The 26,434-nt window shown below is 38.1% G+C and carries 22 protein-coding genes; 2 read left to right on the plus strand and 20 right to left on the minus strand.

Features of this window, described 5'->3' with window-relative positions:
• Positions 1-37 precede the first annotated feature (37 nt).
• On the minus strand, positions 38-1,204 hold the full coding sequence (locus BUB05_RS09265; protein WP_073049325.1) for an alanyl-tRNA editing protein: 1,167 nt from the start codon (positions 1,202-1,204) through the stop codon (positions 38-40).
• A 286-nt stretch (positions 1,205-1,490) separates the two neighbouring features.
• On the opposite strand from BUB05_RS09265, the gene BUB05_RS09270 reads away from it, so the two are divergent.
• The gene (locus BUB05_RS09270) at positions 1,491-1,970 is read left to right on the plus strand and encodes an S-ribosylhomocysteine lyase (protein ID WP_073049326.1); all 480 of its coding nucleotides are present in this window, start codon (positions 1,491-1,493) and stop codon (positions 1,968-1,970) included.
• A gap of 220 nt (positions 1,971-2,190) precedes the next feature.
• Here BUB05_RS09270 and BUB05_RS09275 read toward each other — a convergent pair whose 3' ends face one another.
• The 3 genes from BUB05_RS09275 to thrC are packed head-to-tail and all read right to left on the minus strand — an operon-like array spanning position 2,191 to position 5,040.
• On the minus strand, positions 2,191-2,625 hold the full coding sequence (locus BUB05_RS09275; RefSeq protein WP_073049382.1) for an ACT domain-containing protein: 435 nt from the start codon (positions 2,623-2,625) through the stop codon (positions 2,191-2,193).
• Between the two features lie 7 nt (positions 2,626-2,632).
• A complete protein-coding gene (gene thrB, locus BUB05_RS09280; RefSeq protein ID WP_073049327.1) occupies positions 2,633-3,514 on the minus strand; it encodes a homoserine kinase in 882 nt (293 codons plus the stop codon).
• Entirely contained in the window at positions 3,514-5,040 is a 1,527-nt protein-coding gene (thrC, locus tag BUB05_RS09285; RefSeq protein ID WP_245819832.1) for a threonine synthase, read from the minus strand. Before thrC ends, thrB begins: the two co-directional genes overlap by 1 nt.
• 79 nt (positions 5,041-5,119) lie before the next feature.
• On the opposite strand from thrC, the gene BUB05_RS09290 reads away from it, so the two are divergent.
• The gene (locus tag BUB05_RS09290) at positions 5,120-6,316 is read left to right on the plus strand and encodes a homoserine dehydrogenase (protein ID WP_073049328.1); all 1,197 of its coding nucleotides are present in this window, start codon (positions 5,120-5,122) and stop codon (positions 6,314-6,316) included.
• 150 nt (positions 6,317-6,466) lie between these two features.
• Here BUB05_RS09290 and BUB05_RS09295 read toward each other — a convergent pair whose 3' ends face one another.
• The 16 genes from BUB05_RS09295 to BUB05_RS09370 all read right to left on the minus strand — a co-directional run bounded on the left by BUB05_RS09295 (position 6,467) and on the right by BUB05_RS09370 (position 26,310).
• Complete coding sequence (locus tag BUB05_RS09295; protein ID WP_073049329.1) at positions 6,467-7,915, minus strand: alanine/glycine:cation symporter family protein; 1,449 nt, start codon at positions 7,913-7,915, stop codon at positions 6,467-6,469.
• A 152-nt stretch (positions 7,916-8,067) separates the two neighbouring features.
• Positions 8,068-9,474: a Na+/H+ antiporter NhaC gene (nhaC, locus tag BUB05_RS09300; protein WP_073049330.1), complete on the minus strand. Its 1,407-nt coding sequence runs from the start codon at positions 9,472-9,474 to the stop codon at positions 8,068-8,070.
• A gap of 25 nt (positions 9,475-9,499) precedes the next feature.
• Positions 9,500-10,708: a MalY/PatB family protein gene (locus BUB05_RS09305; protein WP_073049331.1), complete on the minus strand. Its 1,209-nt coding sequence runs from the start codon at positions 10,706-10,708 to the stop codon at positions 9,500-9,502.
• A gap of 55 nt (positions 10,709-10,763) precedes the next feature.
• Complete coding sequence (gene hutH / locus BUB05_RS09310) at positions 10,764-12,425, minus strand: histidine ammonia-lyase (protein ID WP_073049332.1); 1,662 nt, start codon at positions 12,423-12,425, stop codon at positions 10,764-10,766.
• A 135-nt stretch (positions 12,426-12,560) separates the two neighbouring features.
• Positions 12,561-15,554 (minus strand): tetratricopeptide repeat protein, encoded by a 2,994-nt coding sequence (locus BUB05_RS09315; RefSeq protein ID WP_073049333.1) that lies wholly within the window; start codon positions 15,552-15,554, stop codon positions 12,561-12,563.
• 125 nt (positions 15,555-15,679) lie between these two features.
• A complete protein-coding gene (locus BUB05_RS09320) occupies positions 15,680-16,489 on the minus strand; it encodes a hypothetical protein (protein ID WP_073049334.1) in 810 nt (269 codons plus the stop codon).
• Between the two features lie 194 nt (positions 16,490-16,683).
• Positions 16,684-17,352 carry a deoxyribose-phosphate aldolase gene (gene deoC, locus BUB05_RS09325; protein WP_073049335.1) on the minus strand — a complete coding sequence of 223 codons (669 nt, stop codon included), beginning with the start codon at positions 17,350-17,352 and terminating at the stop codon, positions 16,684-16,686.
• 30 nt (positions 17,353-17,382) lie between these two features.
• On the minus strand, positions 17,383-17,955 hold the full coding sequence (pduL, locus tag BUB05_RS09330) for a phosphate propanoyltransferase (protein ID WP_073049336.1): 573 nt from the start codon (positions 17,953-17,955) through the stop codon (positions 17,383-17,385).
• A 107-nt stretch (positions 17,956-18,062) separates the two neighbouring features.
• On the minus strand, positions 18,063-19,346 hold the full coding sequence (aroA, locus tag BUB05_RS09335) for a 3-phosphoshikimate 1-carboxyvinyltransferase (RefSeq protein ID WP_073049337.1): 1,284 nt from the start codon (positions 19,344-19,346) through the stop codon (positions 18,063-18,065).
• Positions 19,333-20,409: a 3-dehydroquinate synthase gene (aroB, locus tag BUB05_RS09340; RefSeq protein ID WP_073049338.1), complete on the minus strand. Its 1,077-nt coding sequence runs from the start codon at positions 20,407-20,409 to the stop codon at positions 19,333-19,335. Before aroB ends, aroA begins: the two co-directional genes overlap by 14 nt.
• Positions 20,410-20,414: 5 nt before the next feature.
• Positions 20,415-21,569, minus strand: coding sequence for a chorismate synthase (gene aroC / locus BUB05_RS09345; protein ID WP_073049339.1), 1,155 nt, complete (start codon positions 21,567-21,569; stop codon positions 20,415-20,417).
• 142 nt (positions 21,570-21,711) lie between these two features.
• On the minus strand, positions 21,712-22,383 hold the full coding sequence (locus BUB05_RS09350) for a TIGR01906 family membrane protein (RefSeq protein WP_073049340.1): 672 nt from the start codon (positions 22,381-22,383) through the stop codon (positions 21,712-21,714).
• A complete protein-coding gene (locus BUB05_RS09355) occupies positions 22,380-23,273 on the minus strand; it encodes an aminoglycoside phosphotransferase family protein (RefSeq protein WP_073049341.1) in 894 nt (297 codons plus the stop codon). Before BUB05_RS09355 ends, BUB05_RS09350 begins: the two co-directional genes overlap by 4 nt.
• 90 nt (positions 23,274-23,363) lie before the next feature.
• Positions 23,364-24,908 (minus strand): sensor histidine kinase, encoded by a 1,545-nt coding sequence (locus tag BUB05_RS09360; RefSeq protein WP_094762821.1) that lies wholly within the window; start codon positions 24,906-24,908, stop codon positions 23,364-23,366.
• Positions 24,909-24,919: 11 nt separating this feature from the next.
• Complete coding sequence (locus BUB05_RS09365) at positions 24,920-25,618, minus strand: response regulator transcription factor (RefSeq protein WP_073049342.1); 699 nt, start codon at positions 25,616-25,618, stop codon at positions 24,920-24,922.
• A 164-nt stretch (positions 25,619-25,782) separates the two neighbouring features.
• A complete protein-coding gene (locus BUB05_RS09370; RefSeq protein WP_073049343.1) occupies positions 25,783-26,310 on the minus strand; it encodes a UBA domain-containing protein in 528 nt (175 codons plus the stop codon).
• Positions 26,311-26,434 lie beyond the last annotated feature (124 nt).

Here is a 26,434-nt window from a genome sequence, read left to right on the forward strand (position 1 = left end):
TATTCATAATTATACATTCACGCCAGTGCCTTGTCAATTACAAAGTTTTAAGGAAATTGTGGAACTTGATCAAATCTTCCTTGTCTGCAAAGGACCCTTGAGCCCGCTCGTTCTTTCCACCGCCCCTGCCATTGTAATCCTTAATGTTTTCCTTGAATATCTTGCCGCAGCTGTTGCCGTTGTCTGTATTGTTTGCATATACTATCCTTTTGTCCTTTCCTGATGAAAGAATAATCTCAAAGCTTCCCATGTCAGCAAGTTCAGAAACTATATTGTCAAGTTCCTCCGCCGTCTTGTATTCGAACAGCTTTGATATTTTTTCACCTTCAGCTTCTTCCATCAGGGTTTTTGCATCATATTTTGACAACTGTTTCCTCAAACTTTTCAAATCATTCTTCATCTCGTCCATCTTCATGGTTTCCTTGTCATTTCTATCGATTAGAGTATCAAGGTCTGAAGAATATTTCCTGTTGAGAGTAGATATAATTTCATGCTCCCTTTGAAAATCCTCAAAGGCCCTCATTCCGCATTTGAAGAATATTCTTGTCATCCCCTTGTATTTCTGAGTTCTTAAAATCTTTACAAGTCCTACCTCGCCTGTTTTTGACGGATGAGTTCCACAGCAGGCTACGCAGTCAGTATCCACTATATTGACGATTTTGATATCTTCATCTATATCCGGCATTTTTCTTATTGGATAATCCCTTGCCTTTTCAACACTGTCCACAGTTATAATTTCAATATTTCTGTTTTCATAGATTGCCTCGTTGCATTTCAGTTCAATATTCTTGATCATTTCATCAGTAACACTCTTGGCATCGATATCTATGGTTATATAATCTTCTCCCATGTGGAATCCCTTGTTGTGAAAACCATATTCCTTTAGCATAACACCTGACAGGATATGCTCACCGCAATGCTGTTGCATATGGTCAAGCCTTTTCTTCCAGTCAAGTATGCATTTCACAACCTCACCTTCGGGGAATACATCCACCTGATGGTATATCCTTTCTCCTTTTTCAAATACATATAGGACATTTGCTTCTCCTATTGTTCCAGTATCGGAAGGCTGTCCTCCGCCTTCAGGAAAGAATATGGTGCCATCAAGCTCTACAAGCTTCTTCCCCTCCACTTCGGATTTTCCAATTATTCTGCAATTGGTTTCCTTTAAATATACATTTTCTTCAAAAAGTCGTTTAGTCATCTTATCCTCGCATAAGTTTTATTTCAAAATGCTTAATCATAATCGATTCGATTATTGCATTTATATTTCCATCACAAGGACAATTATATTCCCTGTTTGAGTCCATGTCAAAGCATGTATGCCATGTAGTTCAAAAAAATCAACAAGGCAAAAATTCCCAATCCCTTGAATACCTGGGTTTAAGGAATTCTCTTTTGCAATATTAACAAAATTATTCTATAATCAGATTAGACAAGATTGCTTTAATTATAAATCACTACACAAAATATGTTTCCAGGAGGACAGTATGAAAAAAATAGAGAGTTTTCAAATAGATCACGAAAAGCTCATTAGAGGAGTTTACGTTTCAAGAAAGGATGTTGTCAACGATGCATTCATTACTACATATGACATAAGAATGAAAGTACCCAACAGGGAGCCTGTCATCAACACAGGGGAGCTTCACGCCATAGAACACCTGGGAGCCACCTTCCTTAGGAATCATGAAATCTACAACGATGATACAATATATTTCGGTCCAATGGGATGCAGGACCGGTTTCTACCTTATCCTCAAGGGAGACCGTACCTCAAAGGACATAGTCCCCATTCTCGTTGAAATGTTCCAATTCATTGCCGACTACGAAGGAGAGATTCCAGGATGCGATGCCGTTTCCTGCGGTAACTATCACGACATGAGCCTTCCCATGGCAAAATACGAGGCTAAGAAATATCTTGAAGAGGTATTGATTGATATCAAAGAAGAAAACCTCTTATACCCAGAATAATAATTCAGAACAGTGAAGCAATTATGAATAACAGCGAGGTCTCGACTTGGAGGCTCGTAAATCTTCCTCATAAGTCAAGGATTTTCGTGCCGACGGAGTAGGGAGCTGTTATTCATAATTGGAGAACGACTCATGTTATATAGGTCATATAAAAGCCGTCTTCGGGTTAAAAAGACGGCTTTTTTCATTATTATTCGATTATTGATTCAAATACTTCAGTCTATTCGATTGATATAAGTTTTACGGATAATACTCCGTCTATACTCTTTAAAAAGTCTATCATTTCTTCAAGGCTGGTATCTATTCCCGAAATATCCAATGATAATGTAACATTGGCTTGTCCATTAACCGGGATGTTCTGATTGATCGTCAGTATATTTGCATTGTGGTCGGAGATGGAGTTGAGAACTGCTGAAAGAACTCCTCTCTTGTGTGAAAGCATGATTCCGAATATGGCCATTCTGCCTACAGAATCTTCTGATGGTGCAAATACAAAGTCTTTGTACTTATAATAAGTACTTCTGCTTATGCCAACCTTCTTTACCGCTTCACTGATTCCCTTCACCCTGTTCTCATTGATCATGTTTCTGGCTTCAATTACTTTTTCGTATACATCAGGCAGTATTTTTTTGTTTACTATAAGATATTTTTTAATCAAAAAATCAACTCCTTATTATTTGTATTCCTTCTCTGTCTATCTTCAATTCCCTGACTTTCCAATTGTTTCTGAATTCCGTCGTGCTGTTTTCCAGAGAATCCCTGTTTCCAGCTTCATCTGATATGCACATTATTGTAGGACCGGCACCGCTTAAATATACAGCATGTCCATTGCAATCATTGCATACCTGAACTACCTCCTCATATTCATCAATAAGACCTTTTCTGTAAGGCTGATGGAGAACATCTTCAATAGATACCTTTATAAGTTCCTTGTCATTTTTTTCAAAACCCCTTAATAGAAGCGGTATTCTCGACACATTAAAGGTTGCATCATTGAATTTAACATTTTCAGGCAAGGCTTTTCTTGAATCTGAAGTCGCCAATGAGAAATCAGGTATGAATGCATAAAACACTATTTCTTCATTTACTTCGTATATCTCTGTAAACACCCTGTCTCCATATTTAAGCGAAGCTGTAAGTCCTCCATAAATAGCAGGTGAAACATTATCCGGATGTCCTTCAATTATGGTTGAAATATCAAGAAGATTGTCTTTCCTTATTTCTTTTCCCATCATGTGCAAGGCACCTGCCACCCCTCCAACCACACAGGCAGCCGAGCTTCCAAGGCCTCTTGAAGGTGGTATGTCCGACTTGATTCCTATTTTTACATTTTTAACTTTTTCTCCATATATTTCGAATGTCTTTACATATGAAGTATAAATCAGATTTTCCTCATTATTGTATTTTTCATCACAACCTGTTAATTCCAGTTTCTTGTCGCCTTCTTCAAATGTCAATGTTGCATACATCGTAAGCGCAGCACCGAGAGAGTCAAATCCAGGTCCCAGATTCGCAGTTGTTGCAGGTATTCTTATTTCAAACATTACTTTCCCTCTCTTAATATGTCCAATATTTCCTTGTCCATAGATGCCGGTGTACAAAGTCTGTTGTGAAGGATCTTTCTTTCACCAAGACCATCTATCTGTACCGGCACCTTGATGCCTGTCTTGTCAGACAGTTCCTTAATAAGGTCGAGTTCCTTCATGTCAGTATCTCCAAAGAGAGACCTGTAAACACTTCCAGTAAACTTGAACGGACTTGCAGTTGAAAGGATTACCGTTTTTGAATCATCCTTGTTTTCCTTCAGATAATCTTCATAAACCTTATATGCAACAGCAGTATGTGTATCCAGTACGTATCCGAACTCTTCATATACTTTCTTCACCGTATCTGTAGTATCATCTTCCGAACAGTATGAACTCCAGAACTGCTCCTTGATCTTCGCCTTTATTTCATCATTTGCTTCATATCTCTTTTCCGTCTTAAGCTGGTTCATCAATTCTGCTATATACTCATTGTCCTTGTTGCTCATAAAATATAGAAGTCTTTCAAGATTGCTTGAAATCAATATATCCATTGACGGAGACATGGTCTTCTTGAATTCCCTGTTTATATCATAGACTCCCGTAGTAAGGAAATCGTAAAGTACATTGTTTTCATTTGCAGCACATATAAGCTTGTTTACAGGAAGTCCCAATAGCTTTGCAAAGAAGCCGGCAAGTATGTTTCCAAAGTTTCCAGTTGGCACTACGAAATTGATTTCATCTCCAATCTGTATTTCATTCTTTTTGACAAGGTCTGCATAAGTAGTGAAATAATATGAAATCTGAGGCACAAGCCTGCCTATGTTTATTGAATTGGCAGAAGAGAACTTCATCCCCATATCGCCAAGCTTTTCCCTCAACTCCAGGTCATTGAATATTTCTTTGACTGCCGACTGGGCATCATCAAAGTTTCCTTCAACTGCAACTACATGGGTATTGTCTCCTTCTGTAGTAACCATCTGCATTTCCTGAACGGGACTTACTCCGTCATTTGGATAGAATATTATTATCTTTGTTCCCTCTACATCCTTGAATCCTTCAAGAGCCGCTTTTCCCGTATCTCCTGATGTTGCAGTAAGGATTACTATGTCTTCCTTCATTTTGCAGTTTGACTGAGCTTTTTTCATCAAATACGGCAGTATTGAAAGAGCTATATCCTTAAAGGCAATTGTAGATCCGTGGAAGAGTTCCATTATGAATCTGTCTCCCACCTTTTCAACAGGCACTATATCTTTACTGTCAAATTTGCTGTCATAAGCATTCATTACAGAATCATTGATTTGTTCCTCTGAAAAGTCCGCGAAAAAGAGACTCAGGATTTTTTTGGCCGTGTCATGAAATCCAAGACTGCACATTTCTTGAAGATCAAGTCCCAGTTCTTCGATTTCTCTCGGAACAAACAATCCACCATCATCTGAAAGGCCTTTAACTACTGCCTCTGAGGGATTCACATTTATATTTTTATTCCTAGTGCTTTCGTATTTTAATACCATTATTTCCTCCGAATAATCTGTTAATTTAAACATTGATATATACTCCTATCTATGATATACTGTTCAACATATAATTACAAGTGTTTTTTTTACAGAAACAGAGGAGGACTTAATGAAAATCGGTTTATTGGGATGCGGAACTGTCGGTTCAGGCGTCTACGAAATAATATCAAATGGTAAAAACAAGAAATTCTTGAAAGATCTGGAGGTTGTCAAGATTCTGGTTAAAGACCAGTCGGAAGTAACTATGGACATTATGACAACAAACCCTGCGGATGTTCTAGAAAATGATGAAATAGATTTGATTGTAGAAGTAATGGGCGGAATTAATCCCGCATTTAAATTTATCAGCAAAGCTTTATCATCAGGAAAACATGTCGTAACTGCAAACAAAGCCGTTGTTGCCAAGCACCTTAAAGACTTCAACAAACTGGCAGAAGAAAACAATGCAATACTTCTTTATGAAGCAAGTGTCGGCGGCGGAATACCGATCATCAAATCTCTAAAACAAGCAATGAGAATTGATGACGTTACAAAACTGGACGGCATCCTTAACGGAACAACAAACTTCATACTATATAATATGTATGAAAACAATTACGAATTCGACAATATACTGAGGCTTGCACAAAGCAAGGGATATGCAGAAGCTGATCCATCTGCCGATATCGATGGAATCGACATCAAGAACAAGATCAACATACTGTCTTCAATAGCCTACGAGTCCATAGTTCCTCTGGAGGACATTTATTCATTCGGTATCAGAAATATTTCAAAGCACGACATAGACTACTTCAAAAAGCAAAACCTTACACTGAAGATGCTGGCAAATTCAGTTAAGGAAGACGGCAAGTACTGCGCAAGTGTACAGCCAGTGCTCTATACTCAGAGTGAGCTTACAGGCAGCGTAACTTCCAACTTCAATATAGCAGGTCTAGCTGGGGAAACAATTGGAGATCTCAAGTTCTACGGCCAGGGAGCAGGAAAATTTCCCACAGCAAATGCAGTTGTACAGGATATAATAGACGTGGCTACAGGCAGCCACGCAAGCTATCCATCTGACTTCAACAAATCCATTGAGTTTGACGGAACTCTTCTTACAGGTAAATACTACGCAAGAATCCACTCTGAAGACAAAGATATGGTGCAGAAAGTAGAAAATATTTTCAAGGATGTAATAGAAGAAGAGATTCACTTCAGGGAGTATTACATAATAAACACCAAGGAAATAGACCAGAACCAGTTCAAGAAGCTTGCAGAAGCTGCTCTTGAAGTAGATGAAAAGTTCTTCATGGCAAGGTACAACTAATACAATAAGAAATCATGAAAGCTACTCAATAACCGGATAACAATCCGGTTATGAGTAGCTTCATTTATTTGACCCCTTGGATCTATTTTTTATTCAAGTTATTCAGCACTGTCGTAATATTACTCGATAAAAGCTTTAGTTTTGTTTGTACTATACAATATCTTCATCGTAGAAAAGTCTAATCGATGACCTTCCTTCACTTCCTTTAAGCCTTCCAAAATTCCTGTCATTGTAATCTTTCAGAAGTTCAAAGAATTTTCCACTAAGCAACAAAAGTGAAATGATATTCACTAGTGTAGGAAGTCCTGTTACAAGATCTGCAAAAAGCCATATTACTGATGATGATATGTCAAAATTCACTTTGATAATGGTAAGCATTAGTCCGGGAATTGCTACGCAGGACCTGAAGAGCTTAAGAATTATTTTAAGTGTTTTTTCATTAACTCCAAATATGTGTCTCAATACAATTTCATAATTTGTATATTTTGCAGTAACTGAAGTCCATCCAAGAAGGAATATTGCAAGAACCAGTATCATCGGACCAAAACTGCCAAGACCAATTTCAAAGGCTTCAATTGCCAAGGGGGCTGCCGAAAGACCAGACGACCATGCTCCTGTATTTATTATAACAAGTCCAGTAACTGTACAGACTATAATTGTATCTATGAAAACTTCAACTACTCCCATAACTCCCTGTTCAACAGGATGTTTAACCTTTGCAGTTGAATGTATCATGGCTGCTGTACCCCATCCGGCTTCATTGGAATATACACCCCTTGCAAGTCCGGTTCTAAAAGCAAGTGCCACGCTGGCTCCGGCAAAACCACCAATAGCAGCTGAAAGTTTAAAAGCACTTTGAAATATTAAAGCAAAACTTGATGGAAGAGAAGCTGCATCCTTGAGGATAATTATGATCCCTGCAATCAAATACAAAATACACATGAAGGGAACAACTACAGACAAGACTTTTCCCAATCTTTTTATTCCTCCAAGAACAACTGCTGTCAAGGCAATGGCAAATACTACAGCAACCATAATTTGATTTATACCAAATACTGAAGATACAGCTTCAGAAACTGTATATGCCGACATTCCAAGAAAATAATCACTCAGTATTCCCAATCCAAATACGGTAGCCAAGACTTTCCACCCAAAATACTTTTTCTCCTTAAATCCTTTTTCCATGTAATACGTGGGTCCACCATAAGCATCGCCATTTTCATTCTTCTCCCTATAATGCAAAGCCAATGTGATTTCAACCATCTTGGTAGCCATGCCAACCAAGGCAGAAACCCACATCCAGAAAAGAGCTCCCGGTCCTCCCAATGCTATCGCACTTGCAACTCCAGCTATGTTGCCAACTCCTACTGCTGAACCTAAAGCTGTAGCAACAGCCTCGAAGGACGAAAGCATTCCACTGCTGTCATCTTTTTTGGGTTTCAATGAATTGGCAATTTGCTTGATTGAATATCTTAAATGTACGAATTGCCAAAATTTACTTCTTACAGTGAAATAAATTCCTGCTCCAAAAAGTGTTACCAGAAGTGGAGTACCCCACAAATACCCTACAAGAGTATTTATTAAACCTACAAAATCCATTTCGTTCCTCCCTAAGTCTATTTTTTGTTATTTAAAACACTTGAATTGATTACAGTGTTTTATATCCATATATCACCTTTACTGACATTTCTGTACTAAGCAGGGAAAACATTAAGTCTTCCCTGCTTTCCATTTATATTCAAATATACTTATTAAATTGATTCGGTCTTTTCTTCCTCATCCATCTTCACAATTGTAATTCCAAGTTGTGCATAGATCACTGCAATTATCGGATTGATTAGATTGAGCATGCAGAAGGGAACATAGGCAAAAGGACTTACTCCCAAAGCTCCTGTTATAAAGGCTGCATCAGTACTCCACGGAACAAGTGGAGCGACCAGAGTTCCCGTATCCTCCAAGGCTCTTGAAAGATTCTTAGGATGCAGTCCTTTGTCGCGATATACATCCTTGTACATTCTTCCCGGCAATACAAGGGCCACATATTGAACACCTGTTGCAAAATTAGTGAAAATTGTAGTGATCAAAGTAGCTGTAATTATTGATCTGTCTGATTTTGCATATGTCAATATTTTTTCTGCAATAACCTTGATCATTCCTGATTTTTCAATTATACCTGCAAGAGACAGTGCAATGAGAATCAACGAAACCGTCCACATCATGCTATTCAATCCACCTCTGTTGAAAAGTGTATCAATTACTTCCACACCTGTTTCAATTGAGTACCCGTAATGCGCCGATGCAATCATTTGAGATATGCTTGCTCCCTGGAACAATCCTCCGAATATGCATCCCAAGAGGGAACTTCCAACCAATCCAGGCAATGCAGGTATTCTCTTGACCACCATAATTATTATTAATACAGGTGGAAGGAACATTATTGGTGATACATTGAAATTGGCGCTTATGGTATCAAGATAGAGATTGATTGTAGCTGCATCCAAATCTTTACCGGCAAATTTCATCCCAAGAATTCCAAATACGACTAATGCAATTGCATAGCTGGGACCTGTAGTGTAAACCATGTGCTTGATATGATCAAAAAGCTGTGCTCCAGCCATAGCAGGTGCAAGATTCGTAGTATCTGATAGAGGAGACATCTTGTCTCCGAAATACGCTCCTGAAATAATTGCTCCCGCAGTCATTCCAACAGGCACATCAAGACCTATTCCAACTCCTGTAAGAGCCACTCCCAACGTACCAATTGTAGACCATGAACTTCCTGTTGCCAAAGATACAACAGAACAAATTATACAAGTAGCAATCAGGAATATTCCAGGAGACAATACTTTAAGACCGTAATAAATCATTGTCGGCACTATTCCTCCCAAAATCCATGTTCCTATTACAGTTCCAATGATCAACATAATTATTATGGCCTGTGATGACATCTTTATGGTTTCCTTGATTCCTTCCTCAATATAACTCCATTCGTATCCGGATCTGACTGCAATTATTGCTGCAAGAATGGCTGTAACCAATAGAGGCATATGTGGCGAGCCTCCAAAGACTTTAATCGTAAGCAACATTGATACAAACAAAAATACAAATACGAATATAGCCTTTGACAATGTTATGCTTGTTTCTTTCTTATTATTCATTTCTTCCTCCCATTAATTCATTTTTTTATAAATTCCTTACTGAATATTCAAGAGTTGACAATGCTGACTCTAACTGTTCAAATGTACACCCGATATTCATCCTGACAAACTGATCCGAATGTTCGCCGAATGATATGCCGGGATTTACTGCAATACCTGCCTTGCTGACAAAAAAATCCATTAGTTCTGCTCCACTCAAGCCCAAGCCGCTGCAATCAAGCCACACAAGATATGTTCCTTCAGGCTTTATGGGTTTGATTTCTTTGATATTTGTTTCAAAATAATCAAGCATATAATTACGGTTAGTTTCCAGATACTTGAGAAGTTGAATCAGCCACTCTTCTCCATGCTCATATGCCGCAGTAGAAGCAACCATTCCAAAAACATTTCCCCCGTCAAGTTCATAGGATTCAACCATCTTGGTAAAAGTTTTTCTCAATTCGATGTTGGGTATAATAATTGAAGATGTTGCAAGTCCTGTCATGCTGAAAGTCTTTCCTGGTGAAATACATGTTATGGTAATATCTTCAAACTCCTTGCAAATACTAGCAATTGGAGTATATTGATTTTCCTCGTATACAATATCGGAATGTATGTCATCAGAAACAATAAGTATGTCGTTTTCCAGACAGAATTCTCCAATCCTGCAAAGTTCATCTTTTGTCCATACTCTACCTGTTGGATTGTGCGGGTTGCATAGAAATATCATCTTAACTTTCTTTTCTGTTTCATTTTTTTCCATTTCTAGATTCATCAACTTTACACTTCGGTTCAATCCGTTAAAATCAATACTGTACCTGGTTCCTTCGTATTTCAAACAACTTTCAACAACTATTCTGCCTTGATCTTTTACTGCATTAAAGAAGGGAGGATATGCTGGCGAAGGAACTATTATTCCATCACCAACATTTGTAAAACATGATACACAAAAACTCAATGCCGGTACTATCCCAGGGCTAAAAACTATCCAGTCATTTTCAATATTCCAATCATGTCTCTTTTTCATCCATTCCGATATGGTATTATAGTATTTGTCATCTCTGAAAGTGTATCCATATATGCCATGTTTTGCCCTTTCTACAATGCTGGCAATCACTTTTTCAGGTGCTCTGAATTCCATATCGGCAATCCACATTGAAATTACATCCTCTTTACCATATTTCTCATGAAGTTTATCCCATTTAAAGCAATTAGTGTTTCTTCTATCAACTTTTTCATTGAAATCTTTAAGCATCTGCCTATCCTCCGCTACTTTTACTGATTTTTCCAAGTATCTTTAACAAGTTTCTTTAAAATGCACCTACCTCCCTTACAACTTCATTCAATATGGATTTGTCTTCAACCGATTCTATTGCAGCCTTGGACTGATTAGGCATGTATGAATCGTCATTAGTGAAAGGTATTCTTTCCCGCAACAGATCGTAAGCCGCCTTTGTTCCCCTTCCCAGCTCAAACTGGCCAAGGTGTTTCTCTGTAATGTATATCCCTCTTGCTGCCAGCAAGAATTCTATTCCAAGTATCCTGTTCAAGTTGCCTATTATCTGCTGAAGCTTCCTGCATGCCCAGGGAGCCATGCTGACATGATCTTCCTGATTGCTCTTGGTAGGTATTGTGTCAACACTTGCAGGGAAGCATAATGTCTTATTTTCAGATGCAAGAGCTGCTGCAGCACATGAAATTACAGGATATCCGCAGTTAAGCCCTACTGGTTCTCCTACAAGCATCGGAGGCAGGCCATAGCTAAGGGTATTGTCACATAAACTGAATATCCTCCTTTCCGATATATTTCCTATCTCAGCTAAAGACATCGATATTATATCCATTGCAAAGGCAATAGGCTCTCCGTGAAAATTGCCACCACTTATAAAATCAAGATTTTGTGTCTCTTCATTCCAAAATACAAGAGGATTATCTGTTGCAGCATTTATCTCCTTCTCTATAAGGCCTTTTGCATAATCAAAATTGTCTCTGCACGCCCCCTGTACCTGTGCCAAGCATCTCAAGGAATAAAGATCTTGTACTCTTGGCTGGTAATTTGGGTGAAGCACATCATCCTTGAGATGCACTTTTCTTGCCTCTTCCGTTGTTCTTTTGCTACCCTCAACCAGTCTTCTGATGTTTTCTGCAACCTTGATCTGTCCATCCTGCTTCCTTACCAGGTGTATTCTCTCGTCAAAAGCGGCAAGCTCCCCCCTTACGGCTTCAAGGCTTAATGCTGCCGAGATTTCAGCCGTAGCAAGCTGCTCCTCCGCATCTGCTACATTCAGAGCAGCCATACCTGCAAACATGGTTGTTCCATTTATCAGAGCAAGACAATCCTTTGCCTTTAGCTCAAACTCCTTCGCCAGCCCGGCTTTCTCAAGTGCCTCGGGTGCACTCATTCTTTCGCCCTCAAAATACGCCTCTGCATCTTCGTATCCGATCATTACAGATGTCATGTGGGCTAGGGGAGCAAGATCTCCGCATGCTCCAACGGAACCCTGCACAGGAATTACAGGATGCACTCCCTTGTTCAGAAGATCCACAAGCCTTTCAACAGTCTCCATTCTAAGTCCTGAGACCCCCTGGCAAAATGCATTGAGCCTCACAACCATCGTAGCCCGCACAACCTCTTCAGATGCCGGCTCTCCTACTCCTCCACAGTGTGACATTACAATATTCTTCTGGAACCTGTTGTTGTCCTCAGCTGAAATATTGTAATCCTTCAACTTTCCTACTCCTGTATTGAACCCGTACACAGGTGGTGCATCATCCGTAATCCAATTTTCGTCAATATGTTTTCTGATCTCTATGATTTTTTTCCTGCTGGCTTCGCATATTTCCACCTTGTAGTTGTTTCTCGCTACATTTACAACATCCTGTATAGTAAGATTGTCTCCATCCAGGACAACTGTTGCGGTGCCTTTGCCTTGATCCAACTGTACTCTTTCATCCAGTATTGATTTGTTCATTTTATTCCTCCAAATGATTGTTTATTTGTCTTTATTGTACTCATTGGCCATAAAAGAAATATAAAAAAAAATATCAAATTCCTATAGGAATTTGACATTTTGATAATTATGTATTTGACTATTCATCTTAAATCACTATTTCACTGTTGATTTTATACTAATTTGGAGATATTTTTCTAGAACCGACTTGATTTCACTTGCCCCTGTACAAATTTCTCCGTTTAGTCTTTTTATTATATACTCTGCACAATTTCTGCATATTCCTTTTTCATAGCTGCTTTTCAGTTTTTTTGAATACATAATACTTTTTTCAATATATGACTTTGCACTGTCATATTTTCCCATGTCAAAATCCATTCTCGCCAGATATGAGTAAGGTATCGACTTGCCCCAGAGCGAATCCGTCATTTTATACAATTCCAATGATTTTTCGAATAACACCCTTGAATCATCGGACTTTCCCATTTCAAAGAGATACTGTCCGTAATTTGCATAAAATATGGGAGTTCCCCCAAGTGTTTCACTTTCTTCACATAGAGATATCGCCCTTTCGTAATGATTACTGCCATCTGGATATCTTCCTTCTATCCTGTATGTTTCACCCATCCAGTTGTGCGACGCGGCAAGATTGACAATATATTTATTGATTTCAGTTGAATTCTCGAAAATCCTTATGGAATCAGCCAAATATTCCCTTGCCTTTTCAATTTCACCTGTCATTATTCCATGATAACCCTTAAGCCTGTACCATATGGCTTTTTCTTCATCACACTCATCCTTGACAAGTTCAAGAGACTCCTCAACAATTCTGCCCAAATCATCTTGATCAAATCTATTCATGTAAATGCACACAAGCTGTCTGTTGGCTTTAATGATATTTTTTTTGTCGATTTGTTTTATTTTTACGCTGTTCAGCATTTTGAGTTTTTCGATATATGTCTTTCCCTTGTCATACTCACCCATCCTGATATAGTATCTGCCAATCATATGATAAAACATTGATATCTGATTTTTCGTTTCTATTTCCATCAAATCAAGATCTACATTTTCTACCCATTTTGCTATCCTTGAAAAATGGTGCTCTATGTTTTCACTCTCTATCTTTACTTTCGTTTCATATTGTTTTTCAAAAACCGGGAAGAATTCATGAGCTACGCATAGGTGATTATAAAGATACTTTATTGTATATTCTATAAACTTGGCAATATTTCCAGATTTTTCATAATGATATATAATCTTTGAATAATAGAAGGATTCTCTCCCATTGTCCCTTAACATGTCTTCGAATATTGACGCCGACTTTCCATGTAGAATTTTCTTCTTTGCACGGGACATTTCCGCATATACGTATTCCTGAATCTTCATGTGAGAAAATTGATATACTATATCATCGTTTTCATACCTTTCAACTACAAGATTGCTCTCAATAAGTTTTTCTAATATGTTTACAAGCTTGATTTCATCAGTCAGTGATAGATTCATCAAAAACGCCAATCTTACACCGTCAAAATGTACAGATATGATTTCCAGTATCTTCTTTTCCTCATCATTAAGTATGCTGACTCTCTGGTGGAGCAAGCTTTTTATATTAGAAGTCAGATTGTTAAACATTCCATTCTCAATAAAACTGCTCAACACTTCCTTGATATAAAAAGGGTTTCCTTCCGTTTCAAGATACAACCTATCCGCCTCATTTTCATCAAGTTCAATATCAGGTGAAATATATCTTGCAGCTTCAATCGTCTCTTCCTTTGAAAATCTGTCAAGATTTATCACCGAAAGATATCCTGATCTTTCCATGTCATATATCATACCGTCAATTTTTTCCGGGAAAGGCGTCCTTGCCGTCATAAGTAGAAAAAGCGACCTGTTTTTATCCATTTGAAGAATATTTCTGATCAAGGAAAGGCTTACATCATCTATCCACTGAATGTCTTCAAAAATTATAATGATCTTCTTGTTCTCGATTATCTTTAAAAGAAGATTGACCACCTCCCTTTCTATAACTTCATAGTTGGAAAATATAATATTATCTACTTCCATGTCATTCATGATTTTATCAGTTCTAAGAAATGGAAAAACAGTGACCAAAGGAGCAACTATATTTAGTGGCAATGTTTCAATAACATCTCTAAAATTTCTTGAAATGTTCTGTATTACTGAATACCAAGGCTTCAGTATGAAATTTCTTTCAGCTCTGTAGCATTGAGTCCTGTAAATATTTGCCTTTGAAGAAACTTTATATGTTGAAGAGTCAACAAGACTTGTCTTGCCTATCCCTTCTTCACCTTTTACAATAATTGAACTAGCTTCATGATCTTCCGAAAAACACTGGATTTCATGCCTTATGGAACTCCTCTCCTTATTTCTTCCATAAAGTCTTATCTCGGATTTTTCGGTTTCACCGTAACTGTTTTTCTTTTGAATCCTGTCCCTGTTGATTCTAGCCGCTTCAACCAAGTTCTTTATTGAAGGACTTGGAGCAATCGCGAGCTCTTCCCTGAATAGATTTTCCAGACAATTGTACAGGTCGATAATCTTCCCAAATTGGCCCTTAGCATCGTATATTTGTATTAAAAGTTCATATGTCCTTTCATCGAATTCGTCAAGCTCCATAACCTTAAGAGCTATCCTTTCAGCATTATCCAGTTCGCCATTGCTTATTTCATCTTCAATAACAGCTATAGAGTTTTCAATAATAAAAGACCTGGTTTCATTCCTCTTCTCATCAAGCCACTCATTGAATAGACTGCTTTCCTTCAAGAAATACGATTTCATGAATTCAACGTCTTCTATATCCACTACTGATATTTTCCCCGATACCAGGTTGTCATAATCGCTTGTTATCCTATATGAATCATTCAAGCATATTATCCCGCCTGACTTTTTAATAAAAATATCCTTACCCAAAGCTCTTCTGATGGTATATATGCAATTTCTGTAGTTCTGCATGGTTTTTTCCTGGTTAAGTGTATCTCCCCACAACATGTCTGCTATATCACTCTTAAATGCAGATTTCATCATATAAAGATATATTACAAGCGCTTCTGCCTTTTTAAACGACCATTCCGTTCTTTTGCCATTCAACATTATTTCCGGTATTCCGAACAGCTTTAGTTCCAGTTTCATATCTACCTCCGTAATGCATCCTTCCTTTTTATACAACAATTATATCAACAAAACATAAAAAAAATATCAAATTTCACAAAAAATTTGATATTTTGATTTTGTTTTTTATATTTTAAGTTGAATTCCTATTTTCTTAGCATAACTGTATCAACTTGCATTGGCCAACTTTCCATAACGCCATTATGATAAACTGTCAATTCGTCTCCAAGTGCAATTTCAGACATGTTTAGTTCCAGCATACAACCGCTCGCATTAACGATGTATTCACCATCATCGACATCTTTCATTGACAGAAGCATTTCCCCATTTTCACCACGCTGGATGTCTGTTACTGTTAATGATAGTTTGCTGTCTTCATTGAGAATTGTGATTACTGTCTGTAAATCCTTATCCAGACTCATGGCAAAAACTGTTATATTTGTACCTTCCTCAATGTTTGCAGTCTCATAAGTTTTAAACGTTACTTCCGTATTGTTACTCAAAATCATTAAAGTTTTTTCTTCTGTACCAATAACCTCTCCAGATATGGTATCAATCGGCATCCCCATATTATTATATGTCATTTTGAAATCATCTTTTATTACTGGCTCCAGGGTGTTAAATCCATCTCCCTTAATTAGTGATACTTCTTGGCCTAAGTAAAAATCATTTTCTTGTCTCTGATCATATTCAAAGACCTCGACTATATCGCCTGAAATAATATGAATATATTCTCCTTCAAACTGCATTATTTCGCCTCTAGTGATAGTTTCACCTTCTTTGATGTCATCAGTTGGTGAAGTATTATATCCTTCTTCTGCTCCTTCGTTGTTTTCTTCAGATGGTGTTTCAAGCTCCTCAGGTTTGTCTATCTCCTGTTCTCCGGATGAATTCTGGCATCCTCCCATTGTTGCTATCACTATAAACAACAACGTAATTATTGCAATTTTCTTCATAACTGCCTCCTAATCTAATAATGTCTTTTCAAACCAATTCTAATTTGGTTGATACTTCTTTGACGCTTATTAATTCTTAAAGTTCCAATCATTAAGGGATTTTTCATACAATCTTAGTATTTCAACAAAAAATAGCATCGAAAATACTTATGATTTTCAATGCTATCTTGCATGTATTTTAACAATCTATAATTTTAGTATCCTTCGCCGTCTGCTTCCTTTTCAGTAACTATAGCCACTGAAGCACTGGCCCCCAGTCGCTCGGCACCGGCAAATACAAGTTGAACAGCCTTGCTGTAGTCTCTGATTCCACCGGACGCCTTGACCTTTGCCCTGTCGCCTACGGTTTCCTTCATGAGTCTTACATCTTCCTCGGTAGCACCTCCGGTGCTGAATCCTGTTGAAGTCTTAACAAAATCTGCTCCTGCCTCTACAGAAAGTTCGCAGGCTTTCACCTTTTCTTCGTCTGTCAGAAGGCATGTCTCTATGATCACCTTTACAGTCATACCTTCGGAAGCTTCAACAACCGCTTGTATGTCCTCCAGGACAACATCATAACTTTTATTTTTAAGAGCGGCAATGTTTATAACCATGTCAAGTTCATCAGCACCTGCCATGACTGCCATTTTAGTTTCAAATGCCTTTACTTCCTTCATTGTGCATCCAAGGGGAAATCCGATTACAGATGTAACCTTTACATCGCTGCCTTCCAAAAAGTCCTTGACGGCCTTCACGTAATAGGGATTGACACATACCGATGCAAACTTGTATTCCCTGGCTTCCTCACATACTTTCTTCACCTGATCAATATTTGTATCAGGCTTCAAGATGGTATGATCAATATAAGAAGCTATGTTTTCCATTTGAATCACTCCATTTATTTTTTAATTCAATTATTTGATAAGCTCTACCAAATCACAGTTCTTAACGCCTGCAGCATTTCCTTCTTCTACGTCAACGTGCATTTCAAGGGCATATGAAGGGCTTACTCTAATAAGTACATTCTTGAATACAAGAGCTCTTTCTCCAACAGTCTTGATGCTTACTATCTGCTTGTCTTCAACTCCGAATTCCTTTGCATCGTCCGTGTGCATGTGTATATGTCTTCCGGCTGCTATAAGACCTTTCTCCAGCTCAACTTCGCCTTTAGGTCCAACCAGCTTGACTCCAGGAGTTCCATCAAGCTTTCCTGATTCCCTGATTGGAACCTCTGTTCCCAAAGTGAATCCGTCTGAAAGTGATACTTCAACCTGTGACTCTTTTCTTGCAGGTCCAAGTACTCTTACTCCCTTGATTGTTCTCTTAGGTCCAACAAGATCAACTTTTTCGTCGCATGCATACTGACCTGGCTGAGACAAGTCCTTTATTGGTGTCAACTCATATCCTTCGCCGAACAATACGTCTATGTCTGCCTGTGAAAGATGTACATGTTTATTTGATAGTGCTATTGGTAATTTAGTTTTCATTTAATATATCCTCCTAATTATAACTGACATTAAGATTATATATAGGAAGGACTGTTAATACAACGAATTAATTCTTATTAATTATTAAGAAATTCTTAATAATTTCTTTAGATTTGCTTTACTGTGTCAAGAATTTTGAAGAAATCAGGATTTGAAACAGCTATACATTCAATATCGTCTATCTCAGTATCTCCATCTGCAAAACCTCCAGCCAGTGCCAGCATCATGCCCATTCTGTGATCTCCATATGTCTTCACAGCGGCACCTGAAAGCTTGCTTGTCCCTTCAATCACCATGCCGTCATCCTTCGGAGTTATCTTTGCCCCCATTTTGGAAAGCTCGTCACATACAGCAGCTATCCTGTCCGTTTCCTTGACCTTCAACTCTTCGGCATCGCTTATCACTGTTGTTCCTTCTGCGAATACTGCAGCCAGGGAAATTATTGGGATTTCATCTATTATCCTTGGAATAATGTCTCCATTGATTTCAATCCCCTTCAAATCACTGCCCTTGATTCTGATATCACCGATAGGCTCCTCGTTTTCAAGTCTTTCATTCTCGATTTCAATATCTCCTCCCATTTGAAGAAGCACATCGATTATTCCAGTCCTTGTGGGATTAAGTCCTACGTCCCTGATAAGAATCTCAGATCCCTTTGCAATGCATGCAGCAACCATGTAGAATGCTGCCGAGGAAATGTCCCCTGGAACCATTATATCCTTGCCCTTGAAGACATCCGCCTTTTGTATCCTTACGGTTTTCCCTTCAACTTCGATGGGGATCCCAAAATATTTCATCATTCTTTCCGTATGGTCTCTGGAAATTTCAGGCTGCACTATTTCAACAGTTCCCTCTCCGTACATGCCGGCCATCAAAAGACAGGACTTGACCTGGGCACTTGCCGTAGGCTGCACATACCTGTAGGCCTTGATCTTTTCCACAGGCCTTATTGTCACGGGAGGATACTTGCCGTTTGTACATTCCATATCGGCTCCCATATCATTCAAAGGATCTGCAACTCTTGACATTGGTCTCTTTCTAAGAGACTCGTCTCCGTCAATCCTGCTTTCAAAATTCTGGCATGCCAGAAGTCCCGACAATATCCTTATTGTTGTTCCGGAATTACCTGCATCGAGAGTTTTTTCAGGCTTCTTCAATCCCTTGAATCCGACTCCCTTTATTTTTACATCAGTACCTGAAACTTCTATTTCAACGCCCATGTCCCTGAAACATCCTATGGTTGAAAGGCAGTCCTCTCCCATCAGAAAATTCTTGACGTTGGTTTCCCCTTCAGCAAGGGAACCGAACATTATACTCCTGTGTGATATAGACTTGTCTCCAGGCACAGTCATTTCACCCTTAAAACATCCATTATACTTATTTATAATCATTGGACCAACTCCTAAAACACTCTTTGATTTCATCTATTGTCACTCCGTCAAAGCTCTCAACAGCTCCCCGTGAAACCGGAAGAACCATATTTATGCTGTCTCCGACGTTTTTCTTGTCATGTTTTGTATTTTCAATTATAATGTCAATTTCATATTCTGTAAAATCAGGTATTAAATAAATCCTTCTACAAAGACTGATTATTTCCTGAAGGTATTCCTTGGAAATATTACCTCTATTAAAGGCAATTATTCCTTCCAGTATCATACCTGCTGCAACAGCCTCTCCATGGGTTATATCGACATTTTTCATAAGCTCTATTCCATGGCCTACAGTATGTCCGAAATTCAGTATCTTTCTTATGGAAGACTCCTTTTCGTCCTTTTCAACTATCTGTGCCTTGAAGTCTACCGACTTGAATATTATTTCAAGAAGATATTCATCTTCAAGTTTTTCTATCCTTTCAAGATTGTTTTGAAGATAGTCTATATAGTCTTCATCAACTATGAAGCCATACTTTGCTATTTCTCCAATACCGGACATTATTTCCTTTTTCTCAAGGGTCTTGAGAAAATCTATGTCAATAAATACCTTGTCAGGCTGATAGAATGCGCCTACTATGTTCTTGATGCCGGATAAATTAATAGCAGTCTTTCCACCTACACTGCTGTCTACCTGAGACAGTAATGTGGTCGGTACCTGAACGGCACTGATGCCTCTCATGAAAAGTGCTGCAGCAAGACCGCATATGTCTCCTGTAACTCCTCCTCCCACTGCAACAAGTACTGATTTCCTGTCAAGTCCGGCTTCCACCATAGATGACAGTATCTTTTCAAGATTGCTGAAAGTCTTGTTTTCTTCTCCTGTACCAATCACAAGGAATCCGTCTCCAGCAATTATCTCTTCAAGTTTTTCCCTGTGAAGGTCATAGACATTGTTGTCTATGACATAAAACCTGTTGGAATATCCCTTGTCATTTATAAAAGCAGGGATATTTCCAAGAATATTGCTTCCAATTTCTATATCGTAGGTTCTATCGGGCAAATTCACCCTTAAGCTCTTCATTGTTTCTACCTTTCCTCTACATATTTCATGTAGTTGTCGTAGTTTGCCTTCATTTCCTCAATGGAATCTCCACCGAATTTTTCAATCATTGCATTTGCAATAACAAAGGCTGCTATATTTTCCATTACAACGCCTGCAGCGGGAACAGCACATACATCGGATCTTTCCTTGCAGGCATCTATTCTTTCCTTGGAATCAATGTCTACAGTCTGAAGGGGTTTCATAAGCGTAGGGATTGGCTTTACTGCAGCCTTGAATTGTATGGTTTCACCATTTGACATTCCGCCTTCAATTCCACCGGCGTTGTTGGTCTTGTGGTGGTATCCATCCGTATATACAATTTCATCATGTATCTTTGATCCCGGAGTTGTGGCAGTCTTGAATCCAGCCCCCATTTCAAACCCCTTTACAGCCTGAAGGGACATTATGTCCATGGCAAGCTTTGCATCAAGCTTTCTGTCATAATGTACATGACTGCCAAGACCAACCGGTACATTGTATATTGAAACCTCTACTATTCCACCAAGGGTATCTCCCTCTTCCTTTGACTTGTCTATAAGTGCCTTTGTTTTCTTTTCTGCTTCAGGGTCATACATACTAAGTTCCGATTCCCTTATCTTGGTCCAGTATGACTCTCCCTTTTCTATTACAGTAACATCCTCCACAGATCCAAGGCTTGCCACCCTGCTGTATATCTCTATGCCAAAAACCTTCAGAAGCTGCTTGGCAACTGCACCAACTGCAGTTCTTGTAGTCGTCTCCCTTGCACTGGCTCTTTCAAGTATGTTCCTGATATCATCCTGGTTGTATTTTATAACTCCCGGCAAATCGGCATGCCCTGGTCGGGGCGCCTTTACTGAAAGTTCAGGGTCATGGTATATATTTTCACTGGACATTCTAAGCTTCCAGTTTTCCCAGTCCTTATTCCTAACATATAATGAAATTGGGCTTCCAATAGTCTTTCCGAACCTGATACCCGCCATCACTTCAATAGCGTCACTTTCAATGTTCATCCGCTTTCCTCTGCCATATCCCTTCTGTCTCCTGGACAGTTCCTCATTGATCTCTTCAACATTGATTTCCACATTTGCAGGAAATCCTTCTATTATACAATTTAGTCCTTTTCCGTGGGATTCTCCCGAACTTAAAAATCTCATTATTAAACACCTTCCTCGCGAGTATACCTTCCATTATACAAATTTTTTTTGCAATTGTAAAATGGAATATTAATTTTTTTTAATATTCTAAATTTGTGACAATTCACAAATAGTTTCAACCCATATTCATCAATATAATCTTTCATCAAATGTCCCATTCATTGTATCCACGAAGCATCATTGTAGATATGACAATAGAAATCGCTATATAGCCAAAATACAATGCCGCCGTCCTTATTCCTATCCCCATGAAGAAATCCAGAGGCAACATCTGTATCATAATATCTTCCTTTGGATCCATAATCCACAGTTCATTGGTAAACAGCAGCTTGTGAAACACAACAAACACGCTTCTGAAGTCAACATATGCCATGACTGCCACTGCGCCAATCAACAACAAATATAATATTGCACCTGTCCTAATGGTTTTCCAAAGCAGTTTGCCGTCCTTGAACACAAGATACACCAGACATAAAATACTGATGAACATGGCAGCATTCTTGATTATAAAGCCGTTCATAAAAAGAATTTTGACATCCCTCATGTGGTTTAGCTCGTTTTCTTCAAAAACCTGAATCTCCTCTCCGTTTACTTCTTCATGGAGTATAAGGTCCTGTCTCTCATCATTTAGATATTTGAGCGTTTCGTCAGATACTCTCATCAGCTGATCCAGATCAAGGCCGGTTATTTCCATGGTGTTATTCTCAATAAATTTTTTCTCGAAATAGTCAAGGTCAAATACTGCCAACTGAAATACAAACAATAATACAAAAACAGGCAATACTATAACAGTAATAATCGATACTGCCTTCTTCATAAACTCAACCCCTTTTTAATCAGTGATATTCCTCTCAATATTTCTCCTTCTCTTCTTATATCATATTTACTGCACATATATAATCCTGTTATTAAATAATAGTATGATTTGTTATTGATGAAATTTTCAGGAAAATCCTTCACGGATGTATATCCTTTTATAAAGGAATTAAAAAGCCTTTCATTATCAAACATGCTGGTTTGTAGAATTGTGCATATGTCCATACTGGGATCGTCAGGTATCGTATGTTCAAAATCCAAGACTCCCGTCACTTCATTTTCATCATTGACCAAGATATTCCTGAAGCTGAAATCCCTGTGGGCAATGACAGATTTTTTGTTTTCCAATTTCTCTCTGAATTCCGGCAATGCAGCAATTCCCATCCGTATTGTCATATGGTCAAGAAGATTGCAGGTAGCAAGTCTTCTCACTATGTTTTTATCCCTTGATTCCCTGTCCTTCACAATATCAATATTGCTTTTGTCTTCCCATGAATTGTAATGATTAAAGGACTTCCAGTCATGGATTTGAGCCAGAGTTTTTCCAAGCATTCCAGATATTTTAATCTGTTCCCGAAAACTCTTGCGAAACCACACTTCATCCAGCATTTTCCCTTCAATTTTTTTAGATATCAGGTAGTAAAGATCCCTGGTCTTTCCAGTTTCATAAATCTCAGGTATGAATTCAAGTCCTTTCAGTAACTTATAGGAAATTATTTCATTGTGCCATTTCTTTTGAGAAATCGAAACCTTAACTACAAGTTCCATTTCATTTTTTTTAATAAGGTAGACATAATTTCTTCCCAGTCTATGGTTTCCAATGGGGTGAATATTTTCTGTTTTTACAATATATTTTTCAGAAATGAATTTTTTGAGATACTCGTCATCCATATTATTCTCCCCTCTTGTCGTGTTTTTTACTGTTTAACACCTCTTCATTTTTAATTTTACAGCAATTAGAAAAACCAGTCAACGATTGCATCAGTCAACTGATTTAATGTATGGCAATAGAATTGAAAATCTTGATCCTTCCGTATAATTACTCTTAACTTTAATTTTCCCTCTATGTCCAAGAACTATAATTTTTGCTATTGAAAGGCCAAGTCCATGGCCTCCGGACTCCTTGACTCTTGATTCCTCCGCCCTGTAAAACCTGTCAAAAACCTTCTTTAGGTCTTTTGATTTGATTCCCATACCATTATCCTTAACAGTTATAATTGCATATTCGTCGTCCCTGGTACATGAAATATCAATCTTGCCCTGTTCAGGAGTAAATTTCCTTGCATTTTCCACAAATATCCTTATTGCCTGCTTAATTCTGTTCTTATCAGCATATATAATGACGCCCTGACAGACACTGCTTGTAATGTCATGAGAAGTATCTATCATTTTTGTTTCTCTGTAAACTTCTTCTATTACTTCATTTATATTAAACTCTTCCTTATTTAGCTTCAGTGTTTTTTTATCGTTTCTTGCTATGAACAGAAGCTTTTCAACCAAATCCTGCATGTTGTTTGCTTCATTCTTGATTGCATCAAGGGATTCCTGAAGGACTTCCTTGTCATCCTTGCCCCATCTGTCAAGCATGTCCGCATAACCTTTAAGTACGGCTATGGGAGTTCTCAACTCATGGGAAGCATCCGACACAAATTGTTGCTGCTTGATATAGTCGCTTTCTATTCTGTCCATCATATGGTTAAAGGTTTCAGCAAGCTCCTTCAATTCATACTGTGACGCCTTTACATTGAGCCTGGTATTTATATTGTTTGCAGATATTGTCCTGGTTACCTCTGTCATGTCGTTGATGGGTTTCACAATCTTCTTGCTTGCAGATGGTCCCATAGCGGCAATTATAATCATGCCCAGCAATCCTGCACAGGTGATGAAGAATCCTATTATGAATGTTTCCTCAATTAAACCGGATATGTCAAAGTATATGTTCATATGGTACAGACTGCTGTTATAGTAGGCGCTTGAAGAATATATGTACACCCTGCTGGTTGCCATCCTGTCTATCCTGTAAAAGGAGTTCTCCATATAAACTTCCTCAAAGCTGTTGGTATTGACTATCTGATTGTAGTTTGAATCATATATTGCCACTCCAGCCAGTCTTTCGTCTATGAGGTAATCTTCCAGTTTTTCATTTTCACCTATTGTCTTTTTTAGTACAAGATCGGAATAGTTTTCACCGGTGTTCTCAAGGTCTATTATCTTATAGGCCAGATATCCGAAAACTGCAGCCAATATTACTATGACTATGGAAATAATGTACAAACCAAGATATACCGTAGATATCTTAAAGGAAATTGAAAGCCTTATCTTTTTCCTCAGATTGTAAAATATCCTGCCTATGAATATGAAGGGAGCAAACAGTATTCTGAAAAGCAGATTATCCAATATGCTGAGTTTTTCCTTTTCCAAGTTTTCCCCATTTTTATCGGTCTTGTGTTTTTTTCTTTCAGCCTTCATTTTCTTTTTTTCTTTCATGTTCATCACAGCTTTCTTTTTTCCATCGGTTTTATTCATAGATTCACCGCCTAGTCTCTTATTATGTATCCCACTCCCCTGACGGTTTTGATCACATCCACCCCATATTTTTGATCAATCTTGCCTCTTAGATATCTTATATATACATCTATGAGATTCGTTTCTCCGAAATAGTCATATCCCCATACATTTTCAAGAATCTTCTCTCTGGAAAGCACAATATTCTTGTTTATCATGAGATATTCCAAGAGTTCAAATTCCTTTTTGGTCAGCTCTATTTCATCATCTCCATATTCGACCCTGTAATTGTCCTTGTAGAGCTTGAGCTTGTCATGAGACAATATGTCCTTGTTTTCATCCGTAATCTCATTTTTGTCATTTCGCAGTTTCCGCTTGAGCAGAACCCTTATTCTTGCAAGAAGCTCTTCTATTGCAAAGGGTTTTGTCATATAGTCATCCGCCCCTACATCCAAGCCCATAACCTTGTCGGAGACATCGTCCTTGGCTGTAAGCATTATTATAGGAACATCCGAAGTTCCTCTAAGCCTCCTGCATATTTCTATGCCGCTTAGTCCAGGCAACATCAAGTCCAGTACTATAAGGTCTGCGTCATCCTTCATTGCCATTTCCAATCCTGTTCTGCCATCATTTGCAATATCCACTTCGTAACCTTCGTATTGAAGCTCAAGTTCCAGGAATCTGGCAATTTTCTTTTCATCCTCTATAATCAATATTCTCTTTTTATCCATCTTATCACCTTAGCCTAAAAGTATATTTGACTTTATTATATCATGGGTATTGCCAATAATAAACAATTTAGAATTTGTAGCTATCACCATTATCTTGAACATCTTATAATTAACAAAAAATTTTGAGCCGAAACCCAAAATTTTTCATTGATTGGTGACAAGTTCTATTCAATTGTTATTTCATCTTCTCCGTCGCTTGATTCTTCAGCATCACTTTCAGATTCCTCTTCTGCCATTTCTTCACTTTCTTCGAATATCTTGTCAGTGGTTTCCTTGAATTTCTTTGTCATCCTGTCAACATTTTTGTTGATGTCAAATTTTGTTTTCTTGCCGGTTACTATTCTCATCTGATATCCCAGAAGAAGGAAAAGAACAATTGCAACAAGACTGAACGGCATTGTAACAAGTGTTATTAGAGCTACAATCCAGAATGGAAGATTCAGATATACCTTGTCTTTTTTTCTAAGTACAAAGTCTGTTGAGAGGAACTTGTTAAGCACCCTGTTTGCATCCTTGTTTATATGCTCTCTCTTTTGTCTTCTATGTCCGTGGTAGTTCTTCTTTTGTTTCTCCAGTTCTATTATGGCCTGTACAATATCGCCTTCATTATTTTCCAAAGCCTCCTTGGCTTCTTCGTAAGTGACATTAACTCTGCTTCTTAATTCATCAATCATTTCCAATGTAACTTTCATGATCTTACCTCCTTTGTTATGTCTATATTATATGTCCAAGGTATTAGTAGTTACTTAAGCAATTATTAGAATAGGATTAAAATAAGAAAAGTATAGGATTACAAAAACTCAGGACATATAGTCC

Origin of the sequence: Dethiosulfatibacter aminovorans DSM 17477 (assembly GCF_900142005.1) — a bacterium.
Lineage (GTDB): Bacteria > Bacillota > Clostridia > Tissierellales > Dethiosulfatibacteraceae > Dethiosulfatibacter > Dethiosulfatibacter aminovorans.